The 25,221-nt window shown below is 71.7% G+C and carries 22 protein-coding genes; 12 read left to right on the forward strand and 10 right to left on the reverse strand.

The window, feature by feature from the left end; genetic code table 11:
- Positions 1–8: 8 nt before the first annotated feature.
- Together KVF89_RS17780 and KVF89_RS17785 are read right to left on the reverse strand one after the other, a co-directional pair.
- Entirely contained in the window at positions 9–2,054 is a 2,046-nt protein-coding gene (locus tag KVF89_RS17780; protein WP_257427420.1) for a fumarate reductase/succinate dehydrogenase flavoprotein subunit, read from the reverse strand.
- A 12-nt stretch (positions 2,055–2,066) separates the two neighbouring features.
- Positions 2,067–2,831, reverse strand: a complete 765-nt coding sequence (locus tag KVF89_RS17785; protein WP_257427421.1) for a succinate dehydrogenase cytochrome b subunit — start codon at positions 2,829–2,831, stop codon at positions 2,067–2,069.
- Between the two features lie 117 nt (positions 2,832–2,948).
- Between KVF89_RS17785 and KVF89_RS17790 the strand changes: the two genes are divergently transcribed.
- Positions 2,949–5,252, forward strand: coding sequence for an FdhF/YdeP family oxidoreductase (locus KVF89_RS17790; RefSeq protein ID WP_257427422.1), 2,304 nt, complete (start codon positions 2,949–2,951; stop codon positions 5,250–5,252).
- A 15-nt stretch (positions 5,253–5,267) separates the two neighbouring features.
- On the opposite strand, the gene KVF89_RS17795 is transcribed toward KVF89_RS17790, so the two are convergent.
- From KVF89_RS17795 to KVF89_RS17830, 8 genes are all read right to left on the reverse strand, one after another.
- Positions 5,268–6,239, reverse strand: coding sequence for an asparaginase (locus KVF89_RS17795; RefSeq protein ID WP_257427423.1), 972 nt, complete (start codon positions 6,237–6,239; stop codon positions 5,268–5,270).
- The gene (locus KVF89_RS17800; RefSeq protein ID WP_257427424.1) at positions 6,236–7,066 is read right to left on the reverse strand and encodes an alpha/beta fold hydrolase; all 831 of its coding nucleotides are present in this window, start codon (positions 7,064–7,066) and stop codon (positions 6,236–6,238) included. The genes KVF89_RS17795 and KVF89_RS17800 overlap by 4 nt, the downstream gene beginning before the upstream one ends.
- Before the next feature lie 4 nt (positions 7,067–7,070).
- On the reverse strand, positions 7,071–7,784 hold the full coding sequence (locus KVF89_RS17805; protein WP_257427425.1) for a maleate cis-trans isomerase family protein: 714 nt from the start codon (positions 7,782–7,784) through the stop codon (positions 7,071–7,073).
- A gap of 58 nt (positions 7,785–7,842) precedes the next feature.
- Complete coding sequence (locus tag KVF89_RS17810) at positions 7,843–8,541, reverse strand: TetR/AcrR family transcriptional regulator (RefSeq protein WP_257427426.1); 699 nt, start codon at positions 8,539–8,541, stop codon at positions 7,843–7,845.
- Positions 8,542–8,664: 123 nt separating this feature from the next.
- Positions 8,665–9,420 carry an ABC transporter permease gene (locus KVF89_RS17815; protein ID WP_257427427.1) on the reverse strand — a complete coding sequence of 252 codons (756 nt, stop codon included), beginning with the start codon at positions 9,418–9,420 and terminating at the stop codon, positions 8,665–8,667.
- Positions 9,420–10,274, reverse strand: coding sequence for an ABC transporter permease (locus KVF89_RS17820; RefSeq protein WP_257427428.1), 855 nt, complete (start codon positions 10,272–10,274; stop codon positions 9,420–9,422). Before KVF89_RS17820 ends, KVF89_RS17815 begins: the two co-directional genes overlap by 1 nt.
- Positions 10,275–10,361: 87 nt before the next feature.
- Positions 10,362–11,357, reverse strand: coding sequence for an ABC transporter substrate-binding protein (locus KVF89_RS17825; protein ID WP_257427429.1), 996 nt, complete (start codon positions 11,355–11,357; stop codon positions 10,362–10,364).
- Positions 11,358–11,393: 36 nt separating this feature from the next.
- Positions 11,394–12,251 carry an ABC transporter ATP-binding protein gene (locus tag KVF89_RS17830; protein WP_257427430.1) on the reverse strand — a complete coding sequence of 286 codons (858 nt, stop codon included), beginning with the start codon at positions 12,249–12,251 and terminating at the stop codon, positions 11,394–11,396.
- A gap of 221 nt (positions 12,252–12,472) precedes the next feature.
- Between KVF89_RS17830 and KVF89_RS17835 the strand changes: the two genes are divergently transcribed.
- From KVF89_RS17835 to KVF89_RS17885, 11 genes are all read left to right on the forward strand, one after another.
- On the forward strand, positions 12,473–13,264 hold the full coding sequence (locus KVF89_RS17835; protein WP_257427431.1) for an IclR family transcriptional regulator: 792 nt from the start codon (positions 12,473–12,475) through the stop codon (positions 13,262–13,264).
- Between the two features lie 85 nt (positions 13,265–13,349).
- Complete coding sequence (locus KVF89_RS17840) at positions 13,350–13,820, forward strand: (2Fe-2S)-binding protein (protein ID WP_257427432.1); 471 nt, start codon at positions 13,350–13,352, stop codon at positions 13,818–13,820.
- The gene (locus KVF89_RS17845) at positions 13,817–17,209 is read left to right on the forward strand and encodes a molybdopterin cofactor-binding domain-containing protein (protein WP_257427433.1); all 3,393 of its coding nucleotides are present in this window, start codon (positions 13,817–13,819) and stop codon (positions 17,207–17,209) included. The genes KVF89_RS17840 and KVF89_RS17845 overlap by 4 nt, the downstream gene beginning before the upstream one ends.
- Positions 17,206–17,424, forward strand: coding sequence for a hypothetical protein (locus tag KVF89_RS17850; protein WP_257427434.1), 219 nt, complete (start codon positions 17,206–17,208; stop codon positions 17,422–17,424). The genes KVF89_RS17845 and KVF89_RS17850 overlap by 4 nt, the downstream gene beginning before the upstream one ends.
- 38 nt (positions 17,425–17,462) lie before the next feature.
- Positions 17,463–18,413 carry a DODA-type extradiol aromatic ring-opening family dioxygenase gene (locus KVF89_RS17855; RefSeq protein ID WP_257427435.1) on the forward strand — a complete coding sequence of 317 codons (951 nt, stop codon included), beginning with the start codon at positions 17,463–17,465 and terminating at the stop codon, positions 18,411–18,413.
- Positions 18,410–19,267 carry an alpha/beta fold hydrolase gene (locus KVF89_RS17860; protein WP_257427436.1) on the forward strand — a complete coding sequence of 286 codons (858 nt, stop codon included), beginning with the start codon at positions 18,410–18,412 and terminating at the stop codon, positions 19,265–19,267. The genes KVF89_RS17855 and KVF89_RS17860 overlap by 4 nt, the downstream gene beginning before the upstream one ends.
- A complete protein-coding gene (locus tag KVF89_RS17865; protein WP_257427437.1) occupies positions 19,264–20,283 on the forward strand; it encodes an LLM class flavin-dependent oxidoreductase in 1,020 nt (339 codons plus the stop codon). The genes KVF89_RS17860 and KVF89_RS17865 overlap by 4 nt, the downstream gene beginning before the upstream one ends.
- Positions 20,283–21,596 (forward strand): MmgE/PrpD family protein, encoded by a 1,314-nt coding sequence (locus KVF89_RS17870; protein ID WP_257427438.1) that lies wholly within the window; start codon positions 20,283–20,285, stop codon positions 21,594–21,596. Before KVF89_RS17865 ends, KVF89_RS17870 begins: the two co-directional genes overlap by 1 nt.
- Before the next feature lie 116 nt (positions 21,597–21,712).
- Complete coding sequence (locus KVF89_RS17875) at positions 21,713–22,927, forward strand: MFS transporter (protein ID WP_257427439.1); 1,215 nt, start codon at positions 21,713–21,715, stop codon at positions 22,925–22,927.
- Positions 22,924–23,874: a PDR/VanB family oxidoreductase gene (locus KVF89_RS17880; RefSeq protein ID WP_257427440.1), complete on the forward strand. Its 951-nt coding sequence runs from the start codon at positions 22,924–22,926 to the stop codon at positions 23,872–23,874. The genes KVF89_RS17875 and KVF89_RS17880 overlap by 4 nt, the downstream gene beginning before the upstream one ends.
- Before the next feature lie 49 nt (positions 23,875–23,923).
- Positions 23,924–25,216: a Rieske 2Fe-2S domain-containing protein gene (locus KVF89_RS17885; RefSeq protein WP_257427441.1), complete on the forward strand. Its 1,293-nt coding sequence runs from the start codon at positions 23,924–23,926 to the stop codon at positions 25,214–25,216.
- Positions 25,217–25,221 lie beyond the last annotated feature (5 nt).

Below are 25,221 nucleotides of genomic sequence, written 5' to 3' on the forward strand. Positions count from 1 at the left end.
GCCCGCGCTCACTTGTAGGACCTCTGCTTCATCTCGATGGCGGTGTAGATCAGGTCTTCCTTGTGCAGCACCGGCTGGCCGCCCTCGAGCGAGTCGCCACCCCACTCCCAGGCCGCCACGTAGGCGAACTCGTCGTCGTGGCGCAGCGCCTCGCCGTCCTCGGTCTGCGACTCGCCCCGGAAGTGGCCACCGCAGGACTCGCGCCGGTTGAGGGCGTCGATGCACATGAGCTCGCCGAGCTCGATGAAGTCGGCCACCCGTCCGGCCTTCTCCAGGCTCTGGTTGAGGGTGTCGGCGGAGCCGAGGACCTTCAGGTTGCTCCAGAAGTCGGCCTTGAGCTCGCGGATGAGGTCGATGGCCTTGCGCAGGCCCTCCTCGGTCCGCTCCATGCCGCAGTACTCCCACATGATGTTGCCGAGCTCCTTGTGGTAGCTGTCGGCCGAGCGGGTGCCGTTGATGGAGAGGAACTTGGCGACCCGGTCCTCGACGTTCTGCTTCGCCTCGACGACGGCCGGGTGCGACTCGTCGATCTTCTCGAACGGGCCGTCGGCGAGGTACTCGCGGATGGTGTTCGGGAGGACGAAGTAGCCGTCGGCCAGGCCCTGCATGAGCGCGGAGGCGCCGAGCCGGTTGGCGCCGTGGTCGGAGAAGTTGGCCTCGCCGGAGACGAACAGGCCGGGGACGTTGGACTGCAGGTGGTAGTCGACCCACAGGCCGCCCATCACGTAGTGGACGGCGGGGTAGATCCGCATCGGGACCTCGTACGGGTTCTCACCCGTGATCCGCTCGTACATGTCGAGGAGGTTGTCGTACTTCTCCTCGATGGCGTCCTTGCCGAGACGCTTGATCGCGTCGGCGAAGTCGAGGTAGACGCCGCGACGGAAGTCGCCGACCATCGGGCCGACACCGCGACCCTCGTCGCACATGTTCTTCGCCTGGCGCGAGGCGATGTCGCGGGGGACCAGGTTGCCGAAGGACGGGTAGATCCGCTCCAGGTAGTAGTCGCGGTCCTCCTCGGGGATGTCCCGCGGGTCCTTGTCGCAGTCCTCCTTCTTCTTCGGCACCCAGATCCGGCCGTCGTTGCGCAGCGACTCCGACATCAGGGTCAGCTTCGACTGGTGCTCGCCGGAGACCGGGATGCAGGTCGGGTGGATCTGCGTGTAGCAGGGGTTGGCCATGTAGGCGCCCTTGCGGTGCGCCCGCCACGCGGCGGTGACGTTGGACCCCATCGCGTTGGTGGAGAGGAAGAAGACGTTGCCGTAGCCGCCGGTGGCGAGCACGACGACGTCGGCGAGGTGGGTCTCGATCTCGCCGGAGACCATGTCGCGGGCGATGATGCCGCGCGCGCGAGGTCCGGTGCCGTCGTCGACGACGATCAGCTCCAACATCTCATGCCGGGTGAAGGACTGCACCGTGCCGGCGGCGACCTGGCGCTCCATGGCCTGGTAGGCGCCGATCAGCAGCTGCTGGCCGGTCTGGCCCCGGGCGTAGAAGGTGCGGGAGACCTGCACGCCACCGAACGAGCGGTTGTCGAGCAGGCCGCCGTAGTCACGGGCGAAGGGGACGCCCTGGGCGACGCACTGGTCGATGATGTTGGCCGAGACCTCGGCCAGGCGGTAGACGTTCGACTCGCGCGAGCGGTAGTCGCCGCCCTTGACGGTGTCGTAGAAGAGACGGAACGTCGAGTCGCCGTCCTCCTTGTAGTTCTTGGCCGCGTTGATGCCGCCCTGGGCGGCGATCGAGTGCGCCCGGCGCGGGGAGTCCTGGTAGCAGAAGGACTTCACGTTGTAGCCGGCCTCGCCGAGCGTGGCGGCGGCGGCGCCGCCGGCCAGGCCGGTGCCGACGATGATCACGTCGAGCTTGCGGCGGTTGGCCGGGTTGACCAGGCGGTTCTCGAACTTGCGGGTGGTCCAGCGATCGGCGATCGGGCCCGTGGGGGCGACCGGGTCGACGATGTTCTCGCCGAGCGTGTAGTAGCCGTGCGCGTCGTCGGACTTCTGAACGGACGGCTCGTTGAGCGGGGTGAGCCCGTCGTGGAGGGTGCTGCCAGCCATGGGGGGAGCTCCTTACTTCTCGATGATGCCGACGAGGACGGACAACGGGACCAGCGAGAAGCCGCCGGCGATCACGATCGCCACGATCCAGCCGGTCGCCCGTGCCCGGGCGCGGGAGACCGCGGAGTTGGTGAAGCCGAGTGTCTGCAGCGAGCTGAACGTGCCGTGGTGCAGGTGGAGGCCGAGGGCGACCATCGCGAGCAGGTAGACGATCGTCATCCACCAGGTGTCGAAGGTGTCGACCAGGAGGCCGTAGGGGTTGTCGCCGCCGGTCTCGCCGTTGCTGGGGTTGACCTTCACGATCGTGAAGTTGAGCAGGTGCCACACGATGAAGACCAGCAGCGTCACGCCGCCCCAGCGCATGGTGCGCGAGGAGAGCGACGAGCCGGTGTTCTTCTTGGCGACGTACTTCACCGGCCTGGCGGCGGCGGCGCGGCGCCACAGGGCGACCGCGCACGCGATGTGGACGATGACGGCGACGATCAGGCCGACGCGCATGATCCAGAGGAAGCCCTCGTGCGGGAGCATCGGCTCGCCGAGCTCGCGCAGGTGGTGCGCGTACTCGTTGAACGCCTCCTCGCCGGCGAAGGCCTTGAGGTTGCCGTACATGTGCCCCAGAACGAAGCCGATGAACAGCAGGCCGCTCACGGCCATGAGGAGTTTCAGAGCGATGGTCGAACGGGCTGCACGTGAGCCCTTCACCAGTTCGGGACGCGTCGTCGTTGCCACAGGGGGCCACGCTACCCCCGCTACTGACCAGTAGGTGACCGGGATCATGTGAGATACGCACGTAAGGCGACCCTTAGTGGCCGTGGTAGGGCGAGGAGCCGATCCGTCCGGCGCCATGGTGTGTCGCCGTTTGACGCCGTACCGCCAGGGCGGCACGCTGCGGGGATGAGCAGGAGACGGCCGGACGCGGATCCGCAGGACGACCTGACGGTCACCCCACCGAAGCAGTACGCCGCCGGCGTACCCGCCGTGGCCCACGCGATGGAGTACGCGCTGGCCCAGGCCGGGCCGAAGCGCACGATGCTCACCCTGCTCAGCCTCAACCAGGCCGAGGGCATCGACTGCCCGGGCTGCGCCTGGCCGGACCCGAAGCACCGGCACAAGAACGAGTACTGCGAGAACGGCGCCAAGCACGTCAGCGACGAGGCGACGACGCGGCGGGTGACGCGGGAGTTCTTCGCCGAGCACTCCGTCGCCGAGCTCGGCGCGTCGTCCGACATGTGGCTCAACCAGCAGGGCCGGCTGACCGAGCCGATGGTCAAGCGGCCCGGCGCGACCCACTACGAGCCGATCGGCTGGGACGAGGCGTTCGGCATCATGGCCGACGAGCTCAACGGCCTCGGCTCGCCCGACGAGGCGATGTTCTACACCTCGGGCCGCCTCAACAACGAGGCCGCCTTCCTGCTGCAGCTCTTCGCCCGCGCCTACGGCACCAACAACCTGCCGGACTGCTCGAACATGTGTCACGAGTCGAGCGGCTCAGGGCTGGGGGAGACCCTCGGCGTCGGCAAGGGCAGTGTCTCCCTCGACGACATCCACGAGTCGGACCTGGTCCTCGTCGTCGGCCAGAACCCCGGCACCAACCATCCCCGGATGCTCTCGGCGCTCGAGGAGACCAAGCGCAACGGCGGCCGGGTGATCGCGGTCAACCCGCTGCCCGAGGCCGGCCTGATCCGGTTCAAGAACCCGCAGAAGCCGAGCGGGGTGGTCGGGAAGGGCACGGTCATCGCCGACCTGTTCCTCAAGATCCGGCCCGGGGGCGACCTCGCGCTCTTCCAGATGCTCAACCGGCTGCTGCTCGACGCCGAGGACGCGGCGCCCGGCACGGTGCTTGACCACGACTTCATCGCGGCCCACACCATCGGGTACGACGCCTTCGCCGCTCACACGCGCACCGTCACCTGGGAGCACGTGCTGGAGGCGACCGGCCTGACCGCCGCCGAGATCGAGGCCGTCCACCGCGAGGTGCTGGGGGCCCGGAAGGTCATCGTCTGCTGGGCGATGGGCCTGACCCAGCACCGGCACGGCGTGCCGACCATCCGCGAGATCGTCAGCTTCCTGATGCTCCGCGGCAACCTCGGCCGTCCTGGCGCGGGGGTGTGCCCGGTCCGGGGGCACAGCAACGTGCAGGGCGACCGCACCATGGGCATCTGGGAGCGGGTGCCCGACTCCTTCCTCGACGCGCTCGCCGCGGAGTTCGACTTCACGCCACCCCGCGCGCACGGCTACGACTCGGTCGCCGGGGTGCGGGCGATGCGCGACGGCAGGGCGAGCGTCTTCGTCGGTGTCGCCGGCAACTTCGTGCGCGCGATGTCCGACAGCGACGTGACCGAGGCCGCGCTGCGCAACTGCCGCCTGACCGTGCAGATCTCGACCAAGCTCAACCGCTCGCACACCGTGTGCGGCGACACCGCGCTCATCCTGCCGACCCTCGGGCGCAGCGACCGCGACGTCCAGGCCACCGGCGAGCAGTTCGTGACGGTCGAGGACTCGATGAGCGAGGTGCACCAGTCCCGCGGCCGGCTCGACCCCGCCTCGCCGCACCTGCTGAGCGAGGTCGCGATCATCGGCCGCCTGGCCCGCCGCACCCTGGGCCACGACACCCCCGGTGGCGCCATCCCGTGGGAGGACTTCGAGGCCGACTACGCCCTGGTGCGGGACCGGATCGCGCGGGTGGTGCCGGGATTCGCGGACTTCAACGCGCGGGTCGCCGCGCCCGGCGGCTTCCGGCTGCCCAACCCGGTCAACGAGGGTCGTTTCCCGACCCCGAGCGGCAAGGCGGTCTTCACCTGCAACGAGCTGGACATGATCGCCGCCCCGAAGGGTCATCTGGTGCTGCAGAGCCTGCGCTCGCACGACCAGTGGAACACGATCCCCTACGCCATGAACGACCGCTACCGCGGCATCCACGACGCGCGCCGCGTCGTCATGGTCAACCCCGACGACCTCGCCGAGCTCGGCATCGCCGACCGCGACCTGGTCGACATCGTGAGCATCTGGACCGACGGCACGGAGCGTCGCGCTGCGGGCTTCCGCGTCGTCGCCTACCCGGCCGCCCGTGGTTCGGCCGCGGCGTACTACCCCGAGACCAACGTGCTGGTGCCGCTCGACAGCGTCGCCGACATCAGCAACACGCCGACCTCGAAGGGCGTGATCGTGCGGCTGGAGCCGGTCGCCGCCCGCGTCTGAGGAGAGCGGTGCGGCTCAGCGGGACGCGTCGTCGAGCAGCCGCTGGAGCGCTTCGGTGCTGCGCGGCCGCTCGGTCGCGAGCGCGGTGGCCAGCAGGAGCCGGGCCTTCTGCGGGGTGAGCTCCCGGGCGCACAGGAGGGGGCCTGTCGTCGCCGCGACCGAGCCGTACGGCGTGCGCTGGGCCTGGCACACGACGACGCCGGCAGCCGCCGCGTCCTCGAGGGCACGTCGCTCCGCGCCGGTCGGGAAGCCCGCGCCCGTGCCGGCGGAGACGACTGCCCGCGCGCCGCGGTCGACGGCGGAGCGCACGGCCGCACCGTCGGCTCCGAGGTAGGACGTGACGATCTCGACCGGAGCCAGCCCGGCCGGGACGGGCACGTCGCGCAGCGGTCCGGGCCGGCCCGCGCGGTGCCACCGGGTCACTCCCGCGCGGACGTCGGCGACCGGCGTCGCGCTCGCCCGGAAGGAGTCGAGCCGGGAGCTGTGGCTCTTCATCACCTCGGCAGGATGCAGGACGGCGCCGTCGGAGACCACGAGCACGCCGTGCTCGCTGGCCTCGACGCTGCGCGCGACGGCCAGGGCGTCGACGAGGTTGGGCAGCGCGTCGCTGCCGACCGCGGTCGGGGGTCGCATCGCCGCGGACACGACGACGGGGACGGGGGCGCCGAGCAGCCAGGCCAGGAAGGCGACCTCCTCGAGGCCGTTGGACCCCAGCGTGAGCACCACACCGGTCGCCGCTGCCGGGTCGAGAGCGCGCAGGCGGCGTACCAGGGCGAGCAGGTCCTCCGGTGCAAGATCGTGGCTGGGACGGGAGGCGACGGCCTCGACGGTGACCGGTCCGACCAGGGAGCGGACCGGGTCGAGCACCTCCTCGGGAGTCAGCGACCGCCCGGTCTGCCAGTACCGGTCGACGTCCAGCGGGTCGTGACCCCGGGCCTGCAACGTGCCCCCGAGGCTGAGCCAGTGGACCGGCAGGTCGGTGCTCACCGGCCCGCCGCTCCCTCGTCGAGGAAGGCGCCGACCGCCGCGGCGAACAGGTCCGGGCGGTGGTCGACGGACGGGACCCCGGTGCCGGGCAGCACGGCCGAGGTGGAGCCGGGGACGGCGGCGCAGAGTCGGGGCACGTCGGGCAGGGAGTAGGCGTCCTCCTCGCCGCACAGCACGAGGGTCCGGCTCCGGACCAGCCGGATCCGGTCCTCCATCCGGTACGCGTTCACGGCCCGGTGCCCCTCCTCGACGCGGTCGAGGACCCGGACGCCGTCGGCGACCAGGCGGGCCAGCAGGTCGGGGCGGTCGGCGGGGTAGAACGGGCGACGCCGGTTCCACAGCTCGACGAGGTGGCTCCCGTCAGCGGCGGGCGTGACGTGGTCGATGGGCGGGGCATCCGCGACCCGGGCGCGGCGGGGCGCGTCGACGTACGGGACGCCGGAGAGGACCAGGTTCGCGATGTCCGTGCCGCGTCGCGCGGCGACCTCGATCGCGACGACGCCGCCGGTGTGGTGCCCGACCAGGCTCACGTCGCGCAGTCCGAGGGACTCGATCAGGTCCTCGACGGCGTCGGCGAACAGCTCGATGCGGAACGGCTCCGGCGTCCGGGCCGATGCCCCGAAGCCCAGGGTGTCCATGGCCACGGCGTGCCGGGTCGCGCCGAGGAGCGGCAGCACCTCGCGGTACTCGTCCCACGAGCGCGGCGTCTGGTGCAGCAGGAGCACCGGCGCGCCGGAGCCGCTCTCGGCGTAGTGCAGCTGGCCGAAGCGGGACTCGGCGTAGCCCTTCGCGATCGCCGGTGACCCCGACCTCTGCGCATCGGACATGTTCTCAGGACTCCTCGTTCAGTAGTCGGCCGTAGCCCTGGACCGGTGCCGGCAGGTCGAGCAGGCGCAGGACCTTCCACAGCAGCGCCTGGTTGCTGGCCACCACCGGGATGCCCAGCGCGCTCTCGATCGCCGCGATGCTGCTCGCCACCTGGGCGCCGGCGCAGCTGATCAGGACGGCGTCCGCCCCGCGCGCGTCGACGGCGCCGGCGATCCGCCGCCACTGCGCGGGAGGCAGGCTGCCCTGCTCCACGGGTGTCGCACACTCGGGGCCACCGCGCGCGACGACCTCGAAGCCGGCGGCGGCGAGGTGGGCGACCTCGGCGTCCTCCACCTCTCGCGGGTACGGGTCGAGCAGGACGAGGCGACGTGCGTCGAGGTGTGCCAGGGCGTCGAGGACGGCCTCGATGGTGGTGACACTCGCGATGCCGGTGGCCGCGGTGATCCGCTCGTTGATCCGCGCCGGGCCGAGCAGCATGCTCGCCGCCGTGCAGTTGAACGCGATCAGGTCGACCGCCGCGTCGGCGAGCAGGGCGGCGTGGACCTCCAGCCCCTCGGCCAGGGCGAGGTCGTCGGCGACTCCGGTGCGCCGGAACGGCATCCGGGTGGTGAGGAACTGGACGCCCTCGGGCGCCATCAGCTGCACCTCGTAGTCGCACAGGCCGCCGGAGGGGTAGAGGTGGCCGACGCGCGCGGCGGTGCCGAACCCGATGCTCATCTTGATCCTCCCGCTCGTTTCGTACAGCGTACGGGATCTTGTACGAACCAGGCAACGGTCAGGAGTGCTGGGCGTCGGCCTCCAGCGCGCGGGCGAGCACCTGGACGAGGAGCTCCACGCCCCAGTCGAACTGGTCCTCGGTCGGCAGCATCACCAGCTGGGGCGCGAGCGCGACCACCAGGGGGAACTCGGTCGCCGGCAGGCCGGCCCAGTAGTGCTCCTGCTGGCGGCGCAGCTCCGCGCCGTCGTCGCCGCTCGCGGCGCCCCACTGGCGGGGAGCCTGGTAGGCGGCGAAGCCCAGGGCGAACTGGATGAGCAGGCCGTAGCAGCGCACGGCCGTCTCGGGTGGGATCCCGGTGTTCACGAGCCGCTGGAGCACGTCCTCCATCGCCGCCTTCAACGACGCGTGGGACCGGGTGACCCGGGAGGACAGCAGCCAGGACACGCTCGGGTGCTCGGTCATCAACGTGACGAACGCCTGGGCGACGGCGCGCAGTGCCTGCTCCGGCGTCTCGTCCTCGACCGGTGGCAGCTCGATCCCGCTCATCACGTGATCGGCCATCGCGTCGAGGATCTCGTCCTTGCTCCGGAAGTAGCCGTAGAGCGTCATCGTGCCGGTGCCGAGCTTGGTGGCCAGGCTGCGCACGGTGACGGCATCGAGTCCGGCGCTGGAGTCGGAGACCTCGAGTGCCGCGGCGACGATGGCCTCCCGGCTGATCTTGCCGCGGCTCGCGTTGCGCCGCCCCTGGGGGCTCATCGTGGGCCGTCCGACGCTGTCTCGGTCACGTTTCCCATGTCTCCTCTGCTGTGGTGGCGGCCCCCCGCGCCGGTGTCGTCGTACACAGTACGGCACAGGCTGCCGGCAGGGGGCCGACCGCGGCTACAGGTGCGCCCCCCAGTGCAGCTGCTTGGTCTCGACCCGCACGTAGAGCCAGTTGATCAGGTTGCCGAGCACGCCGAGGATCACCAGGGCGGAGAACATGCCGGCGATGTCGAAGAGCGACTGGGCCTGGGTGAGGTAGAAGCCGATGCCGTTCTTGCCGCCGACGAGCTCCGAGACGACCATCATGATGAGCGCGATCGGCAGGCCGACCCGCAGGCCCGCGGAGATCATCGGCACCGCCGAGGGCAGGATCACCCGGCGGACCACCTGGATCCGGTTGAGGCCGAACATCTCGGCCACGTCGATCCGCTCCTGGCGGCAGCTGCGCGCGCCCGCGGCGGTGTTGACCAGGACGGGGAACAGCACGCCGAACGCGATGATCGAGATCCGCATGCCGTCGCCGAGCCCGAAGAGCAGGATCGCGACCGGCATCACGGCGACGGCCGGCAGCGCCCGCAGGAACTCCAGGGTCGGGCCGGTGTACTGCGCGACCCGGCGGGACGAGCCGATCGCCAGCCCGACCGCGATGCCCAGCGCGCTGCCGGCGACGTAGCCGAGCGCGAACCTCTTCAGGCTGGGCAGCAGGTCCTGCGTGGTGTGGTCCCACATCCAGTCGTCGCGCAGTGCTCTCGCCACCTCGCTGGCGGGTGGCAGGTAGATGCTGGTGGTGTGGCGTCCGGCGTACTCCCAGACGGCGAGCAGCAGCAAGGGCGCGGCCCAGGGCAGCAGGCGAGTAGTGAGTGCCGACCGCATCACCGGTCACCGCCCTCTCGGATGTCGGAGTTCCAGAAGATGACGCGTCGCTCGAGTCCGGCCACGGCCAGGGCGACGATGTAGCCGATCACGCCCACCACGAAGATGCCGGCGTACATGTCCTCGGTGCGGATGGCGACCTGCATCCGCACGATGTAGTAGCCGAGCCCGCCGCTGCGGGTGAGGATCTCGACGGTGATCACCAGGATGAGGGCGATCGCGGAGCTGATCCGGATGCCCGCGGCGATGTTGACCGCCGCGCTCGGGATCTGCACCCGGAAGAACACCTGGCGGCGGCTGAGCCCGAAGATCCGGGCCGACTCGATCGCCACCGGGTTGACCGCGCGCACGCCGTAGTAGGTGTTGAACAGGATCGGCCAGAAGGACGCGAACACGATCATCGCCACCGTCGTGGTGGTGCCGACGCCGAGCAGCAGGATCGAGAACGGGATCAGCGCCACCGAGGGCAGCGGGCGGAGGAACTCGATGAGGATCCGGAAGGTCTGGTACGCCAGCTCGGAGGCGCCCAGGGCCGCGCCGAGGACGACGCCGGCGACGGCCGCGATCGCCAGGCCCTGCAGGTAGGCGCCCAGCGTGATCCCGATGCCGCTCATCAGGTCGCCGCGCTGCAGCTCCGAGACCAGCGCCTCGCCGATCTCCGAGGGACGCGGGACGTAGACGGAGCTCACGACCGTCGCGGTGAGCAGCTCCAGGAGGAGCACCAGCCCGATCGCGAAGACCAGGCCCCGCAGGTTGACGGCGGAGCGCCACCGTCGCGTCGGTCTGGGGCGGGCAGCGATCCCCGTTTCGTCGGCCCCGGGCGCATCGACCCGCTCAGCGGTGGTGGCACTCATCGTTCTTTCCCTCCGGCCTCGGCCAGCTCTTGTCGTTCACGATCGGTGCCGGTGGAGGCCCGCAGCGGGCCCCCACCGGCGTGTGGATCACTTGACGTCGGCGATGATCTCGTCAGCCTCGATCGGGCGGGGGAGCACCTTGAAGTGCTCCATGATGTCGACGACCGGCTGGATCAGCTCGGGCGTCACGTCGTCGCCGAACTGCAGCAGCTGCAGGCCGTCCAGCGTCTCGTCGGCCAGGTCGGTGTAGTCCTGCAGGATCTGCTTGCGCTCCGCCTCGTTGGCCGGGTCGTTGGCCCACGCGTTGGTGTCGCGCAGCGCGTCCTGGAACTTCTTCACGACATCGGGCTGCTTCTCGGCCAGGGAGCCCTGGCCGAACCAGATGGTGTTGTAGAAGTCCTGGCTGTCGTTGACGGCGTCGTACGGCGCCACGATCGCGTGGCCCAGGCCGTCGCCCTCGATCTGGTAGTTGAACGGCGCGGTCACCGTGGCGGCGTCGACCTGGCCGCTCTCGAAGGCCTGGCCGACCTGGGTGAAGTCGAGGGTGACGACCTCGATCGACTTCACGTCGACGCCGGCGTCCTCCAAGGTGGCCAGCGTCGAGAGGTGCGGCATGGTGTTGAGGGCGTTGACGGCGATGGTCTTGCCCTTGAGGTCGGCGGGCGACTCGATGTCGCTGCCCTCGGGGACCATGATCCACACCCCCGGGTTGTCGACGGTGTAGACCGCCCCGCCAGCCACGATGGTGAAGTCGACGCCGGCCGCCTTGGCCGAGGCGATCGAGGTCGGCGAGGTCAGGGCGAACTGGGCGTCGCCCGACTCGACGGCGGCCGCGAGCTCGGGGACGTTCGCGACGATCTTCACCTCCACGTCGAGGCCGTGGTCCTCGAAGAAGCCCTCCTTCTCGGCGACGAACGCCTGCGAGCCGGAGTCCGATCCCACCGTGGCGATGGTGATGGTGGCCGTGCCGTCCTCGTTGGTCTTCACCTCGGAGCCGCCCGAGTCTCCTCCGCAGGCACTCAGGACGGTGGAGGCCGCGAAGGCGAGTGCGACCAGTCCGCCCATCGTCTTGTGGTTGCGCATGGTGTGACCTGCTTTCCTAATCTCTTCAGGGACTTCTCAGTGGGTCGCCGGGGAGCCGCCAGCGCCGCGGCGCTGGTCGGTGAGTCCCATGACGTCGTGGATGTGCGCCCGGATCCGCAGGAACTCCGGGTGGCTGCGCGTCTCGATCTGGTTGCGCGGCTGCGGCAGGTCGATGACCAGCTCCTCGGCGACCATGCAGGGCGGCTTGCTCAGCACCACGATCCGGTCGGCCAGGTAGATGGCCTCGTCGATGTCGTGGGTGACCATCAGCATGGTGTTGCCGGCGCCCTGCATCCGGTCGCGTACGTCGAGCAGGGTGTCCTCGAGCCCCTCCTTGGTGAGGGCGTCGACCGAGGCGAACGGCTCGTCGAGCAGCAGGATCTGCGGCTGGAAGGCCAGCGCGCGGGCGATCGAGACGCGCTGCTGCATGCCGCCCGACAGGGCGCCGGGGTGGTAGGACTCGAAGCCGGTGAGGCCGACGTTGTCGAGGGCGCGCGCGACCCGCTCGGCCTTCTCCGCCTTGGAGAGGGACTTGTCCCTGGCCAGGGGGAAGCGCACGTTGCGCTCGACCGTGAGCCACGGGTAGAGCGAGCGGGTGTAGTCCTGGAACACCAGCGCCATCTCCGGGGGCGGCTTGGTGATCGTGCGTCCGTGCAGGCTCACCGAGCCGGACGTCGGCTTGAGGATGCCGGACATCATCCGCAGCAGGGTCGACTTGCCGCATCCCGACGGGCCGATGATGGCGACGAACTCGCCCTCCCGCACCTGGAACGTGAGTCCGTCGCAGACCAGGGGCCGGTCGGGGGCATACCTCTTGCGCAGCTCACTGACGTCGAGGATCGTGCGCGGCGGAACGCGCTCCTCGACCTGTGTCGGCTCGAGCGAAGTCGTCATCTGTCCATTCCCTTCGGGTCGCGGCCGCGTCCGGCTGCGGGGTCAGCCGCGTGTGACGGCGAGCACTTGCGTACGACGTACGGTACAGTTCTCGGCAACGGAATGGGAGCCCGGCCGGGAAACTTTTCCCAGATGAAACATTTCCGGTGGCCGGCAGGGCCGCCGAACCCGGTGGTGTCGCCACGTCCCCGCCCGAGGGATCGCAGAGAAGGGAACATCCCGTGGAGCGGAAGGAAGCCCGCGACCAGTCGAACATGCTGGAGAAGTGCCTGAGCATCCTCCGGGCGTTCGACGGTGGGGCCCAGCAGCTGCGGCTGTCCGACCTGGCGCGACGCACCTCCCTGCCCCTGTCGACGGTGCACCGGCTGGCCGGCAGCCTGGTCGAGCACCGCCTGCTGGCGCAGGACGACGGCGGCTACCAGCTGGGCATCGGGCTGTTCGAGCTCAGCAGCCTGGTCTCGGTGGAACAGGAGCTCCGGGTGGCGGCCCGTCCCTTCCTCCAGGACCTCTTCATGGCGACGCACGAGACCGTCCACCTCGGGGTCCGGGAGGGTGCCGACGTGGTCTATGTCGAGAAGATCCACGGGCACTCGGACCTCGGTCTGCCGTCCCGGGTGGGCGGCCGGCTGCCGCTGGGCTGCACCGGGATCGGCAAGGCACTGCTGGCCTTCAGCGACGAGGACGTGCGTGCCGACTACCTGGCGCGGCCGCTGCGGGCCATCACCCGCGAGTCCATCGTCGACCCGGGGCGGCTGGAGCGTGAGCTGGCGGAGGTGCGGGCCACGGGTCTGGCGTTCGAGCGCGAGGAGGCGACGGTGGGTCGTGAGTGCGTGGCGGCGCCCGTGCTGGTGCAGGGCGTCGCCGTGGCGGCGATGTCGATCTCGGTGCCGGTCTCGGCCTACCGGATGCCCCAGCTCGCGGCGGCGGTCAAGACCTCGGCTCTCGGCCTGGCCCGGCACCTGGTGATGGCTCGCGAGCACCGTCGGCCACCGCGCGACGAGATGCTCGGCTGAGGGGGCGTCATGCCCGGTACGACGCACGGAGATGCACGCTGAGGACAACCGGTCGCGACGTCCGCGTCGCGGTGAGGAGGATGGGATGCACCGCTTGAAGATCAACGGTGAGCAGGTCGAGGTCGACGTCCGGGGCGCCGAGTCCCTCGCGGCTGTCCTGCGCGAGCGCGTCGGCCTGATCGGGACCAAGATCGCCTGCGAGCGCGGCGAGTGCGGCGCCTGCACGGTCCTGGTCGAGGGCAGGGCGACGATGTCCTGCATCCAGCCGGCGGCCCTCGTGACCGGCGACGTCGAGACGATCGAGGGTCTCGCGGAGGAGATCCTCGACCTGCGAGCGGAGTTCGCCGACCGCGGTGCCTTCCAGTGCGGCTTCTGCACCCCTGGCCAGCTCGTCCGGGCGACGGCGCTGCTGCGGGACGCGGCGCCGCGCGCCGGACTGGATCCGGAGGAGGTCCGGCATCAGATGTCGGGCAACATCTGCCGGTGCACCGGCTACCAGGCCATCGTCGCCGCGGTGGTCGACGTCGCCGAGCGCCGGGCGGGAGTGGACCGATGAGCTATGTCGGCACCTCCCAGCGTCCGCACGACTGGGCGGCGCGGACCGACGGCAGCACGCTCTTCGCCGCCGACCTGCGGCTGCCCGCCCTGCACGCCGCAGTGCTCCGATCGCCCCATCCCTACGCCGACATCGTGGCCCTGGACACCTCGCGCGCCGAGCGGATGCCGGGTGTGGTCGCGGTGATCACCGCGGCCGACTTCGCCCCGGACGCGGTCTACGTCCACCGTGGTGCGCCCCTCTCCGACCGCCCGCCGCTGGCGCGCGGCACCGTCCGGCACGTCGGACAGGAGGTCGCTGCCGTCGCGGCCGAGACCTACGTCCAGGCGGTCGCCGCGCTCGCCGCGATCCGGGTCAGGTATCGCCCGCGGAAGGCCCCGCTGACCCTCGCCGAGGCGACGGCGCCGGGTGCGCGCCGGCTGCACGAGCGCACGACCGACGAGCCCAACGTCTCGGTGCTCTTCGCCACCGAGTGGGGCGACGCGGCGACCGGACGCGCGCACGCGCGCACCGCCGTCGAGGGGCGCTTCGCCTATCCCAGCGTCTCGCACGCCTGCATGGAGACCAACACGACGCTGGCCCGGTGGAACCAGGCGGACGGCACCGTGGAGCTGTGGACGTCGACCCAGGCGCCATGGTTCATCGGGAAGGAGGTCTCGCAGCTCCTCGGGCTCGAGCACGACCAGGTCATCTTCCGCGAGGTCGCCACCGGTGGCGGGTTCGGCTCGAAGTCCAAGGCCTCCGAGCACGAGGTGCTCGCCGCGGCGCTCGCCCGCAAGGCGAACCGGCCGGTGCTGCTGAGCCTGACCCGCGAGGAGGAGATGGGGGCCAACAAGCCGCGGCACCGGTTCGAGACCTGGCTGCGCACGTCGGTCGACGACGACGGCCTGGTCCGGCTCTACGAGAGCGACATCCGGGTCGACAACGGCTCCTACAACCACATGGGCCCGTCGGTGATGCGCGTCGGCGCGATCACCCTGGGGTCGATGTACCGGCCGGACGGCGCGGTCATCGAGGCGCGGCTGATCGACACCGCCACCCAGCCCGGCGGGCAGTTCCGCGGCTACGGCACCCCGCAGGTCTCGCTCGCCGCCGAGTCGCAGCTGGACGAGCTCGCCGACCGCCTCGGGCTGGACCCGCTCGAGATGCGCCTGCGCAACGTCAACCGCGAGTACGCGACGACGCTGTGCGGCTACGACGTCACGACGGCACGGCTCGCCGACTGTCTCGACGCGGTGCGCACGGAGCTGGACTGGGACCGGCGCCGAGCCGACCCTCGGCCCGACCGCGGCGTCGGGGTCGCCGCCGGCAGCCACGGGAGTGGCGCCTATGCCTACGACCTGGCCAACCGAAGCGACGCCGCGATCGACGTCTTCGACGACGGCCGGGTCCGGGTCCGGTACGGCGGCTCCGACGCGGGCACCGGTCAGAGCACCATCCTGGCGCAGATCGCCGCCGACGAGCTGGGGGTCGACCTCGCCGACGTCGAGGTGCTGTCGATGGACAGTGAGCAGACCCCCTTCGAGCTCGGCGCCTGGTCCTCGCGCGGCACCCACATGACCGGCTCCTCCGTCGGCAAGGCCGCCTCCGAGGTGGCCGAGCGGCTGCGCGACCTGGCGCGCGCGAAGCTCGGCACGCAGGACGTCGTCCTGCGCGACGGCCAGGCGGTCGGGGCGGACGACGCCGTCGCGCTCGGCGACCTCGTCCGGCTCAGCGACGACGCCGTTGACGGCGTGCTCTCCCACGAGACGATCTACCTGCTCGAGGGCACCGAGCCTCTCGCGCCGGGGAAGTCGACCGCCAACCTCTCGCCGACCTACGCCTACGCCGCTCACGGCGCCTACGTCGAGGTGGACCGCCGTACCGGCGCCGTCCAGCTGCTCGACTACGTGGCGGCCCACGATGTCGGCCGGGCGATCAACCCGACCGCGGTCGAAGGGCAGATCGCGGGCGGGGCAGTGATGGGGATCGGTGCGGCCCTCGGCGAGGAGCTGGTCCGCGAGGGCGGGCGGATCATCAACACCAGCTACCTGCACTACGCGATGCCGCGCTCGGCCGACGTGCCGTCGGTGCGCCCGGTCATCGTCAACGCCCACGACCCCGCGGGGCCGTACGGCGCCAAGAGCGTGGGGGAGATGTCGATCATCCCGCCCGGCGCGGCCCTGGCCAACGCCGTGCAGGACGCGGTCGGTGTCCGCATCCGTGAGCTGCCACTGACCCCGGACAAGGTGATCAGTGCGCTCGCGGAGAAGGAGGGGCGCCGCCGCCGCCACCGGATCTGGCGGCGGCCCGGCCGCTGGTGGATCGCGCTGATGCGGGCGCTGTACCCGCTGGGGCTGCACCACGTGCTCCACCACTGGGGCACCCGGTTCGGCCGCGGCGTCGGCACCGGCGTCGCCGACCCGGAGTCCGTCACCTCGCTGAGCGCGCCGGACGATCTGGGCACCGTGCTGCACGAGGTGGCCGCCGGGGCCCAGGTGATCGGCGGCGGCAGCGACGCCATGGTCGAGCGGCGCCGCGAGGCCGCGCCCGCCACGGTGCTGATCTCGACCCGCAGCGTGCTCGCCCTGCGGGGGGTGCGCCGGGCCGAGGACGGTGCGCTGCGCATCGGCGCCGCGGTGACCCTGGCCGAGCTCGCCGAGGCCACCCGAGAGACGGTCCCGGTGCTCGCCGAAGCGGTCGACTCCATCGCCTCGGCGCAGATCCGGAACGTGGCGACCGTGGCCGGCAACCTGGTGCAGGAGAAGCGCTGCTGGTTCTTCCGCAACGGCTTCTCCTGCTACAAGCGCAACGGTGTCACCAGCCCCTGCTACGCGGTCCTGGGTGACCATCGGTTCCAGCATGCGGTGATCGACGGGCACCGCTGCCAGGCGGTCACGCCGTCCGACCTGGCGACGGTGCTGACCGCGCTGGACGCCCGCGTCGAGCTGGCCGCCGAGGACGGACGCCGGACGCTGACGATCGAGGAGTTCTTCGTGGGGCCGGGGGAGACCGCGCTGCGTCCGGGGGAGGTCGTCGTGGAGATCGTCGTCCCGGCCGCGGCCGTACGCCGGCGCAGCGCCTTCCGCAAGCTCAACCTGTACACCGGCGACTTCGCCACCGCCTCGGCGGTGATCTCGGGGGACGTCGACGAGTCCGGCACCTGGACCGAGGCCCGCCTGGTGCTCGGTGCCGTGGCGCCGGTGCCGTGGCGCGCCGTCGAGGCCGAGGAGTGGCTGTGTGGGCGGATCGCGCCGACCGCCGCCCAGCTGCGGAAGGTGCTCGACCGTGAGCTCGACCGGGAGGCGCACCCGCTGCCCGGCAACGGCTGGAAGCTGGACGCCGTCGCGGGTCTCGCCGAGCACGTGCTGGAGGCGGTCACCGGTGTGCGGCCGGGGGAGGGGCGGTGAGCGGCCCGCGCTGCAGCGCCGAGACCAACGCCTTCCGGTACGGCGCCGCGGAGTCCGGCAGCTGCCGCGAGAACCTGGTGCTCAGCCTGGCCGGCCACATCGAGCTCCGGGCCGAGCGTGACCTGCTGGTCGCCGTGTCGGCCTGCCCGCAGGAGCGGAACCCGTGCAACGGCTTCACCCCTTCGGCTATCGGCCTGTCGACGTGGCGGCCCTAGTACCGTACGATGTACGGGACGAATGAAGGAGTGGTGCCATGAGCCGGATCGTGCTGGGCGTGGGGGCATCCCACAGCACACTGATGAACACGCACTGGGACGAGGTCGACCACCTGCCGGCCGCCCACGAGTTCCGCGACGGCCTGGGCCGCGCCGCGGACGCCATCGCGGCCGCGCGGCCGGACGCCGTCGTGGTCATCGGCAGCAACCACTTCCGCGGGCTCTTCCTGGACCTGATGCCGTCGATCACGGTCGGCGTCGCCGAGGTGATCGGGGCCGGCGAGGCCGACACCCCGGCCGGGCCGCTGCCGGTCGACCGGGACCTGGCGAAGCACATCGTGGACACCCTGGTCGACAGCTCGTTCGACCCCGCGTTCTCGCTGCGGCTCACGGTGGACCACGGCATCACCCACGGGCTCCAGCACCTGGTGCCCGGGCTCGACGTGCCGATCGTGCCGATCGTGCTCAACATGTTCGCGCCGCCGCTGATCCCGCTCGCGCGGGCCGAGGCGATCGGCCGGACGCTGCGCACCGCGCTGGAGTCCGACGGACAGGACAAGCGGATCGTGGTCATCGCCTCCGGCGGCCTCTCCCACCGGCTGCCCTGGCCGGACTGGTCGCAGACCCTCTCCGACGACGACCGCTTCCTCGTGGAGGCGTGGCTCAACGGTCGCGAGCAGTGGAAGGAGTTCGAGGTCCGGCGCCGCCAGATCATCCGCGCCGCTCCGGCCCAGATCAACCCCGCGTTCGACGAGGACTTCCTCGAGCAGCTCGCCGCGGGCGACCTGTCGCGCACCATCGCGAAGTCGAGCGACGAGATCGAGAAGGAGGCCGGCAACGGCGCCCAGGAGGTCCGCTCCTGGATCGCCATGACGGCCGCCGTCGGCGCCGGCCGCGGCACGACCCTGGCCTACGCCCCCGTGGACGAATGGCTGACCGGAATGGCAGTGGCTCTGTTCGAGCCGACCGACGAAGGAGACCGAGCATGACCCTGTGGACCCAGCTGAGCACGACCGATTACCGCCACGGCTTCATCGACGCGGGCGGGCTCCGCACCCGCTACGTGCGGGCCGGCGCCGGTGACCCGGTCATCATGCTGCACGGGACGAGCGGGCACCTCGAGGCCTTCGTCCGCAACATCACGGTGCTCTCCGACGAGTTCGACTGCCATGCGGTCGACATGGTCGGACACGGCTATACCGAGGGCCCCGACGCCGACTACCGGATCCCGGGGTACGTCGAGCACGTGCTCGCCTACATGGACGCCCAGGGCATCGCGAAGGCGCACTTCGTCGGCGAGTCGCTGGGCGGCTGGGTCGCCGGCCGGCTCGCGGCCGACCACCCCGAGCGCGTCGGCAGCCTGATCCTGGTCGCTCCCGGTGGCACCGTCGCGAACCCGCCGGTCATGGAGCGGATCCGCACGAGCACCCGGGCCGCGGTCGAGAGCGACGACATCGCGCTCACCCGCAAGCGCCTCGAGCTCCTCATGTTCGACGCCGCCAACGTCTCCGACGAGCTCGTCGACGTGCGGCACGCGATCTACCACCGCCCCGAGTTCGTGGCCCGCATCGAGCGGCTGCTGTGCCTGCAGACCATGGAGAACCGGGTCGAGGACCTGCTCTCTCCCGAGCAGATGGCCCGGATCACCGCGCCGACCCGCATCGTGTGGGGTGCCGAGAACCCGTTCGGCGACGTACCCGAGGCCGAGCGCATGCACGCCTCGATCGCCGGCTCGGAGCTGGAGATCTACGGTGAGTGCGGCCACTGGCCGCAGCACGAGCACGCGGACCGCTTCAACAAGGAGGCACGCGAGTTCTTCGGCCGGAGTGGCGCGCTCGCATGAGCCTGCCGATCGGCATCCGGCTGCCTCCCTGCGCACCGGCCACCGACGTGGCCCGGCTGGCCCGCCGGGCCGAGGACCTCGGGTTCGCGCAGGTCTTCCTGCCCGACTCCCAGATGCTGTGGCGCGACGCCTTCCTCACGGCGTACGCCGTGGCCCTGCAGACCGAGTCGATCCGCATCGGCACCGCGGTCAGCAACGTCGTCACGCGGCACCCCAGCGTCGTGGCGGGTCTGACCCGGACCATCGGAGAGGCCGCGCCCGGTCGCTTCGACCTGGGCCTGGGCGTGGGCCACAGCTCCGTCGACCCGGTCGGCCTCCGGTCGAGCCGCCAGGCCGAGCTCCGCGCGGGGGTGGACGTGATCCGCTCCGTCCTCGCCGGCGACACGGTCGACTTCGGTCCGGTCAGCTCCCGGATGCGCGACCCGCATCCGGGAGTGCCGGTGCTCCTCGCCGCGAGCGGCCCGCGCAACCTCCAGCTGGCCGGGGAGATCGCCGACGGCGCGATCCTGCTCAGCGGGGTCTCGGAGTCGGCGGTCGCCCGCTCGCGTGGCCTGGTCGAGGCCGGTGCTCGTGAGGCCGGCAAGGCTCCCGAGGACGTGAAGATCATCGTCTCGGCGCATGCCAAGGTGACCGACGACATCGAGCGCGACGCCCGCATCCTCAAGCCGATCTGCGCCGGCATCGCCCAGCGCGGCGGCAGGACCGCCATGCAGGCCGCCGGCATCGAGGCCGAGGTTCCGGCCGAGGTCCCGGGTGTCTACCCGGATCTCGTGCACGCCGAGGACTGGGACCACGCGGTCGACGTCTGCGGCGAGTGGATCAGCGACGCGGACGCGGTGAGGTTCGCGCAGGAGTTCTGCCTGTTCGGCACCGCCCCCGAGATCGCGGCCAAGCTCGACCTGGTCGAGAAGGCCGGTGCGACCTCGGTGTTCATCCAGCACGTCGGGTCCTACGACCTGCCGCGCGACCTCGTCGAGGAGGTCGGCGCGGAGGTGCTCGGAGCGTCCGGGCGCTGATGACCGGCTCGACGCTCGAGACCCTGGCCCGCCGCGGCACGGCGGTCGCCGCCATGTCGCGTGCGGGCGAGGGGGGAGTGGCCCGCGCGGCCGCGCTGCTGAGCGTCGACACCCTGGCCTGCCTGGTGGTCGGTGCCGACCACCCCACGGTGGGCCGGCTGCTCGGCTCCCAGGACGTGGTCGCCGCCGACAGCGGCTGGACGCCGCTGGCCGCGCCCGGCGCGCAGCGCAGCCGGACGGACGCGCTCGTCGCCGACGTCACGGCGGCGCACGTCGACGAGCTGGACGCCGTGCACCCCGCGTCGGCCACGGTGCCCGGCGCCGTGGTGGTACCGCTCGCGGTGCAGATCGGTGCCCGGACGGACGCCTCCGGGGCGGACCTCCTGGCCGCGGTCGCCGCCGGCTACGAGGTCACCGCGGCCGTCGCCGGGCTGCTGAGTGGTCCGCGGCTCTACCAGGCCTCGTGGTGGCCCGGCGCCGTCGCCGGACGGCTCGGCGCCGCGATGACGGCGTCCTGCCTGCTCGGCCTCGACGAGGAGCGGACCCGCCAGGCACTCGCCCTCGCCGCGGCGTCGGCCGGCGGGCTGCTGAGCGAGGACGTCTTCGCCGACGGGCACTATGTGCTCCTCGGCGACGCGGCGGCCGCGGGCCTGCAGGCGGCCGTGCGCGCCGCGGCGGGGCTGCGTGCCTCGCCGACACTCCTCGACGGCCCGGCCCGTCGCGCCTTCGCCGCCCCGACGGACGGCGCGGTCGGCGGCGCGGTCGAGAGCGCCGTGCCGCGCATCGTCGAGGGGTTGTACAAGGAGTACCCCTGCTCGACCCCGCTGCAGGCAGTGATCCGCGGTCTGGTGAGCCTCGCGGAACGGTCCGACCGCCCGGCGATCGGCACCGCGTCCGTGGTCGAGGTGGCGTTGCCCGCGGCGATGACGGCCTATATCTCGACCGACCGGGACGTGGACGGTCCACCGGAGGCGGCCGCGAGCCTGGCCTACTCCGTGGGCGCGGTCGCCCGGGGGCGTGAGCGGGACGTCGGCTACTTCCGGGCCGCCGACCCCGCAGCCGCCTTCGCGGGCGATCTCGTCCTGGTGGCGGCCCCGTCGGCCGACGTGGTCGAGCTCGCGGTGACCACGCGGTCCGGGGACCTGGTCCGGCATCGCGAGCCGATCCGGCTCGACGTCGATCCGGCCCGCGTCGTCACCCGCAAGCTGGGCGCGCTCTTCGCGGACGATCCGCGCTGGGTGGCCCTGCCCGGTCAGCTCGCCGACGGCCTCACGCCGCGCGCGCTCACCCGCCTGCTCGCCGACCTGCGCTGACAGCGTCACCGACCGTGGCGACGTGCCGGGAGCGCGCCGGTCGCGGCCGCGCGATGGCCTTCCGCAGTCCCGTTGAGTAATGTACGGTACAGCGTACGGCGAAAGGACTCCGCACCATGACCAGCACGATCGAACCGAGCACGACGACCGGCGTACGCGCCGTCGTCGGAGTGCTCGGCACGCTCGTCGCGGTCTCGGTGCCGCCGTTCCTGGTCGGCACGCTGGCGATCCAGATGGGACGCACGATGGCCTTCGGAGCCGGTGACGTCGCCACGGCGGTCGCCGGCTACTACGCGGTCTCCGCGCTGCTCTCGCCCTTCTCGGGGCGATTCGTGGCGTGGTGCGGACCTCAGGTCGCGCTGCGCCTCGCCGCCCTCGGCAGCGCGGTGGGCCTGGTCGGGGTCGCCCTGGCGGGCGACGCGGCCGGGGTGGTCGTCGCGCTCACCTTCATCGGCGTGCCGAACTCGCTGGTGCAACCGGCGTCCAACCAGATCCTCTCGGGCATCGGGCCCGGCCGGGCCCGGGCGATCGCCTTCGGCGCGGTGCAGTCGGCCATTCCCGCGGCGACCCTGATCGCCGGTGCCCTGCTCGCGGTCGTCGGCGGCACCGGGTCGTGGCGGGCCGCGGTCTGGGCGGTGGCCGCGCTGGTGGCGGCGGTGCAGCTGGCGATCCCGTTCGGCCGCGCCGCCGCGCACCGTGTGTCCCGCGTCCCGGTCGGCGCGCTCGCCGACGGTGGCGTGCCGGTGTCCCCGGCCGTCGGCGGACGCCCGCTGGTCGCCGCCCTCGTCGGCGGTGCCTTCCTGGGCTCGATCGCCGCGACGACGCTGCCGTCCTTCCTGGCCGTGACCGGGCAGCACGCCGGGGTCTCGCCGCAGATGGTGGGCGCCGTGCAGATCGCCGGCAGCCTGACCTGCATCGTCGCCCGCGTGATCGCGTCGTGGTCCGGCGGGCGCCACGAGGGAGCCGAGTCGCTGCGCGCCGTCGGGACCATGCTCGCCGGCGGTGCTCTCGGCTACGTGCTGCTGGGCACCGGCTCGGGCTGGGGCTTCCTGGTCGGAGCGCTCGCGGCCTACGGCCTCGGCTGGGGCTGGAACGGCCTGTTCAACCTGAGCGTCACGCAGGCGCGTCCGCACAGCATCGCCGCCGTCACCGGCCTGACCCAGGGCGGCGTCTTCCTCGGTGGCGTCTGTGGACCGCTCCTGTTCGCCGCCGTGGCCGGTCCCGGCCGCTACGGGCCGGCTTGGTACGTCATCGCGATCGCCGCGGCCGCATCCGCCGCGCTGATCGCCCATGCCAGACAACGTTGGGTGAGAAGCGGAGTAGTGACATGACCAACTGGGACGACGAGGGCGTCTTGGACCTGATGATCAGCGCGATGCGGATCGAGGCCGACGGCGTACTGAGTCTCGAGCTCGTCGATCCGGAGGGCGGGATCCTGCCCGCGTGGACGCCGGGGGCACACATCGACGTCGGCCTGCCCGACGTCGTGCGGCAGTACTCCTTGTGCGGCGACCCGGCCGACCGGGACCGCTATGTCGTGGGGGTGCTCGCGGAGCCGCAGTCGCGGGGCGGTTCGAGCTACGTCCACGAGGAGGCCCGACCTGGAGACCTGGTGGAGGTCGGCGGCCCGCGCAACCACTTCGAGCTCGTCCCGGCCAAGCGCTACCTGTTCATCGCCGGTGGCATCGGCATCACGCCGATCCTGCCGATGATCCGCCAGGCCGAGGCCGAGCGGGTCCCGTGGCGGCTGGTGTACGGCGGCCGGACCCGCTCGTCGATGGCCTTCCGCGACCTCCTCGCCGCGCACGGCGACCGGGTGCTGATCCAGCCGGAGGACGAGACCGGACGACTCGACATCGCCGCCATCCTGGCCGACCCCGAGGAGGGCACGGCGGTGTACTGCTGCGGCCCGACCGGACTCATCGACGCGGTCGAGGGCGCGTGCGAGGCCTGGCCGGCGGGTGCCCTCAACGTCGAGCGATTCGCGGGCAAGGACCTCTCCGGGCTGGTGTCCGCGCCGGTGAAGGTGCGGTGCGCGAAGTCAGACGTCACCGTCGACGTGGCCGCCGACGAGAGCATCCTCGACGCACTCGAGACGGTCGGGATCAGCGTCGCGAACGCCTGCCGCGACGGGGTATGCGGCTCGTGCGAGGTGCGCGTCCTGCAGGGCGAGCCCGACCACCGCGACTCGTTCCGGGCGCCGGGGGACAGCGACGTCGCGGCTCTGGCGGTCTGCGTCTCCCGGGCCCGCACGCCCGAGCTCGTCCTCGACATCTAGCGGACATCTCGTCCGGCAACCACCCGAACCTGAAGGAAGGAACACGACGATGAGCCTCACCGAGGACGAGCAGTCGACGACGGACGCGCCCGAGCGCAAGGCGGCCCGGCGACGCGCGCCGGGCGAGGCCCCGCCCGCCGGGCGCCGGCCGGGTGCCGAGCGGAGGCGTCGCGCCTCGCGGCGCCGGTCCACCTCCAACGAGCACGGCAACGACTGGTCGTCGTGGCCCCGGTACGACGACGCGGAGCTCGGCTTCCGGGACTACTGGTACCCGGTCATGTGGGCCGAGCAGGTCGGCAAGAAGCCGGTCCCGGTCGAGCTGCTGGGCGAGCGGATCGTGCTGGTCCGCGAGAAGGACGAGATCTTCGGCCTGCACGACCGCTGCCCGCACCGCGGGGTGCCGCTGTCGCTGGGCCGGCGCCAGTACGAGGGCACGATCAGCTGCCCGTACCACGGCTGGACCTACGAGCTCGACAGCGGCCGGATGTGCGCGGCGCTGACCGACGGCCCGGACTCGCCGATCAACAACAAGGTCTCCGTGACGACGTACCCCGTCGAGCAGCGGCTCGGCCTGGTGTGGATCTACGTCGGCGACGCCCAGGGCGACGACGTGCCGCCGGTCGAGCGGGACATCCCGAACGAGCTGCTCGACAACGACTTCGTGATGGGTGGCCGCTGGGACATCCGTGAGGGCAACTGGCGCTTCGCGGCCGAGAACGGCTTCGACGAGGGCCACGCGAAGTACCTCCACAACACCGCCCTGTGGCGCCTGTTCAAGGTGATGCCCGCGTGGAACATGACGCGCATCGTCGAGGAGGACGGCTGGCTGATCCGGGTCCAGGACGAGGTGCACTGGGAGGCGGAGTTCCCCGGTCTCGGCACCTGGACCAACAGGCGCTGGTGGAAGCGGATGCCGCTGCCCGACGCCCCCGGCAAGGGGAAGCGGGTCAACCCGGTCATCAAGGGCCTGAACATCCCGGGCTTCGTGTCGTTCCGGCTGCCCGGCCTGCTGCGCGTCGCCTACCCGGAGTTCATCCACTTCGAGTGGTACGTGCCGGTCAACGAGGACCAGGTCCGCTACGTGCAGATGATCGTGCGCTTCGAGACCGGCGCGAAGGCGTCGATCTTCAAGGCGAAGTACCTCTCCGCGATCCGGTGGCTCTTCCACGGCCAGTTCACCGGCCAGGACGCCTGGATGGTCGACGTGATGAACGCGCCGCCGGAGAAGCTCTACCGCCCCGACCTGTCCCTGACCGCGATCCGCCGTCACATCGAGCAGGTCGCGCCGACCGTCCAGGTCGACCGGACGCCCGGCTCCAAGCGCCAGCCCCCGGCCGAGTGACCGAC

Source organism: Nocardioides carbamazepini (assembly GCF_024614185.1).
Classification (GTDB): domain Bacteria; phylum Actinomycetota; class Actinomycetes; order Propionibacteriales; family Nocardioidaceae; genus Nocardioides; species Nocardioides carbamazepini.

Excerpts from the sequence above, each read along its gene's own strand:
- KVF89_RS17825 (WP_257427429.1), bottom strand. The coding sequence starts at position 11,357 with ATGCGCAACCACAAGACGATGGGCGGACTGGTCGCACTCGCCTTCGCG.
- KVF89_RS17875 (WP_257427439.1), top strand. The coding sequence starts at position 21,713 with ATGACCAGCACGATCGAACCGAGCACGACGACCGGCGTACGCGCCGTC.
- KVF89_RS17855 (WP_257427435.1), top strand. The coding sequence starts at position 17,463 with ATGAGCCGGATCGTGCTGGGCGTGGGGGCATCCCACAGCACACTGATG.
- KVF89_RS17780 (WP_257427420.1), bottom strand. The coding sequence starts at position 2,054 with ATGGCTGGCAGCACCCTCCACGACGGGCTCACCCCGCTCAACGAGCCG.
- KVF89_RS17840 (WP_257427432.1), top strand. The coding sequence starts at position 13,350 with ATGCACCGCTTGAAGATCAACGGTGAGCAGGTCGAGGTCGACGTCCGG.
- KVF89_RS17860 (WP_257427436.1), top strand. The coding sequence starts at position 18,410 with ATGACCCTGTGGACCCAGCTGAGCACGACCGATTACCGCCACGGCTTC.
- KVF89_RS17820 (WP_257427428.1), bottom strand. The coding sequence starts at position 10,274 with ATGAGTGCCACCACCGCTGAGCGGGTCGATGCGCCCGGGGCCGACGAA.
- KVF89_RS17845 (WP_257427433.1), top strand. The coding sequence starts at position 13,817 with ATGAGCTATGTCGGCACCTCCCAGCGTCCGCACGACTGGGCGGCGCGG.
- KVF89_RS17810 (WP_257427426.1), bottom strand. The coding sequence starts at position 8,541 with ATGAGCCCCCAGGGGCGGCGCAACGCGAGCCGCGGCAAGATCAGCCGG.
- KVF89_RS17800 (WP_257427424.1), bottom strand. The coding sequence starts at position 7,066 with ATGTCCGATGCGCAGAGGTCGGGGTCACCGGCGATCGCGAAGGGCTAC.
- KVF89_RS17785 (WP_257427421.1), bottom strand. The coding sequence starts at position 2,831 with ATGATCCCGGTCACCTACTGGTCAGTAGCGGGGGTAGCGTGGCCCCCT.
- KVF89_RS17865 (WP_257427437.1), top strand. The coding sequence starts at position 19,264 with ATGAGCCTGCCGATCGGCATCCGGCTGCCTCCCTGCGCACCGGCCACC.
- KVF89_RS17805 (WP_257427425.1), bottom strand. The coding sequence starts at position 7,784 with ATGAGCATCGGGTTCGGCACCGCCGCGCGCGTCGGCCACCTCTACCCC.
- KVF89_RS17880 (WP_257427440.1), top strand. The coding sequence starts at position 22,924 with ATGACCAACTGGGACGACGAGGGCGTCTTGGACCTGATGATCAGCGCG.
- KVF89_RS17830 (WP_257427430.1), bottom strand. The coding sequence starts at position 12,251 with ATGACGACTTCGCTCGAGCCGACACAGGTCGAGGAGCGCGTTCCGCCG.
- KVF89_RS17870 (WP_257427438.1), top strand. The coding sequence starts at position 20,283 with ATGACCGGCTCGACGCTCGAGACCCTGGCCCGCCGCGGCACGGCGGTC.
- KVF89_RS17815 (WP_257427427.1), bottom strand. The coding sequence starts at position 9,420 with ATGCGGTCGGCACTCACTACTCGCCTGCTGCCCTGGGCCGCGCCCTTG.
- KVF89_RS17790 (WP_257427422.1), top strand. The coding sequence starts at position 2,949 with ATGAGCAGGAGACGGCCGGACGCGGATCCGCAGGACGACCTGACGGTC.
- KVF89_RS17885 (WP_257427441.1), top strand. The coding sequence starts at position 23,924 with ATGAGCCTCACCGAGGACGAGCAGTCGACGACGGACGCGCCCGAGCGC.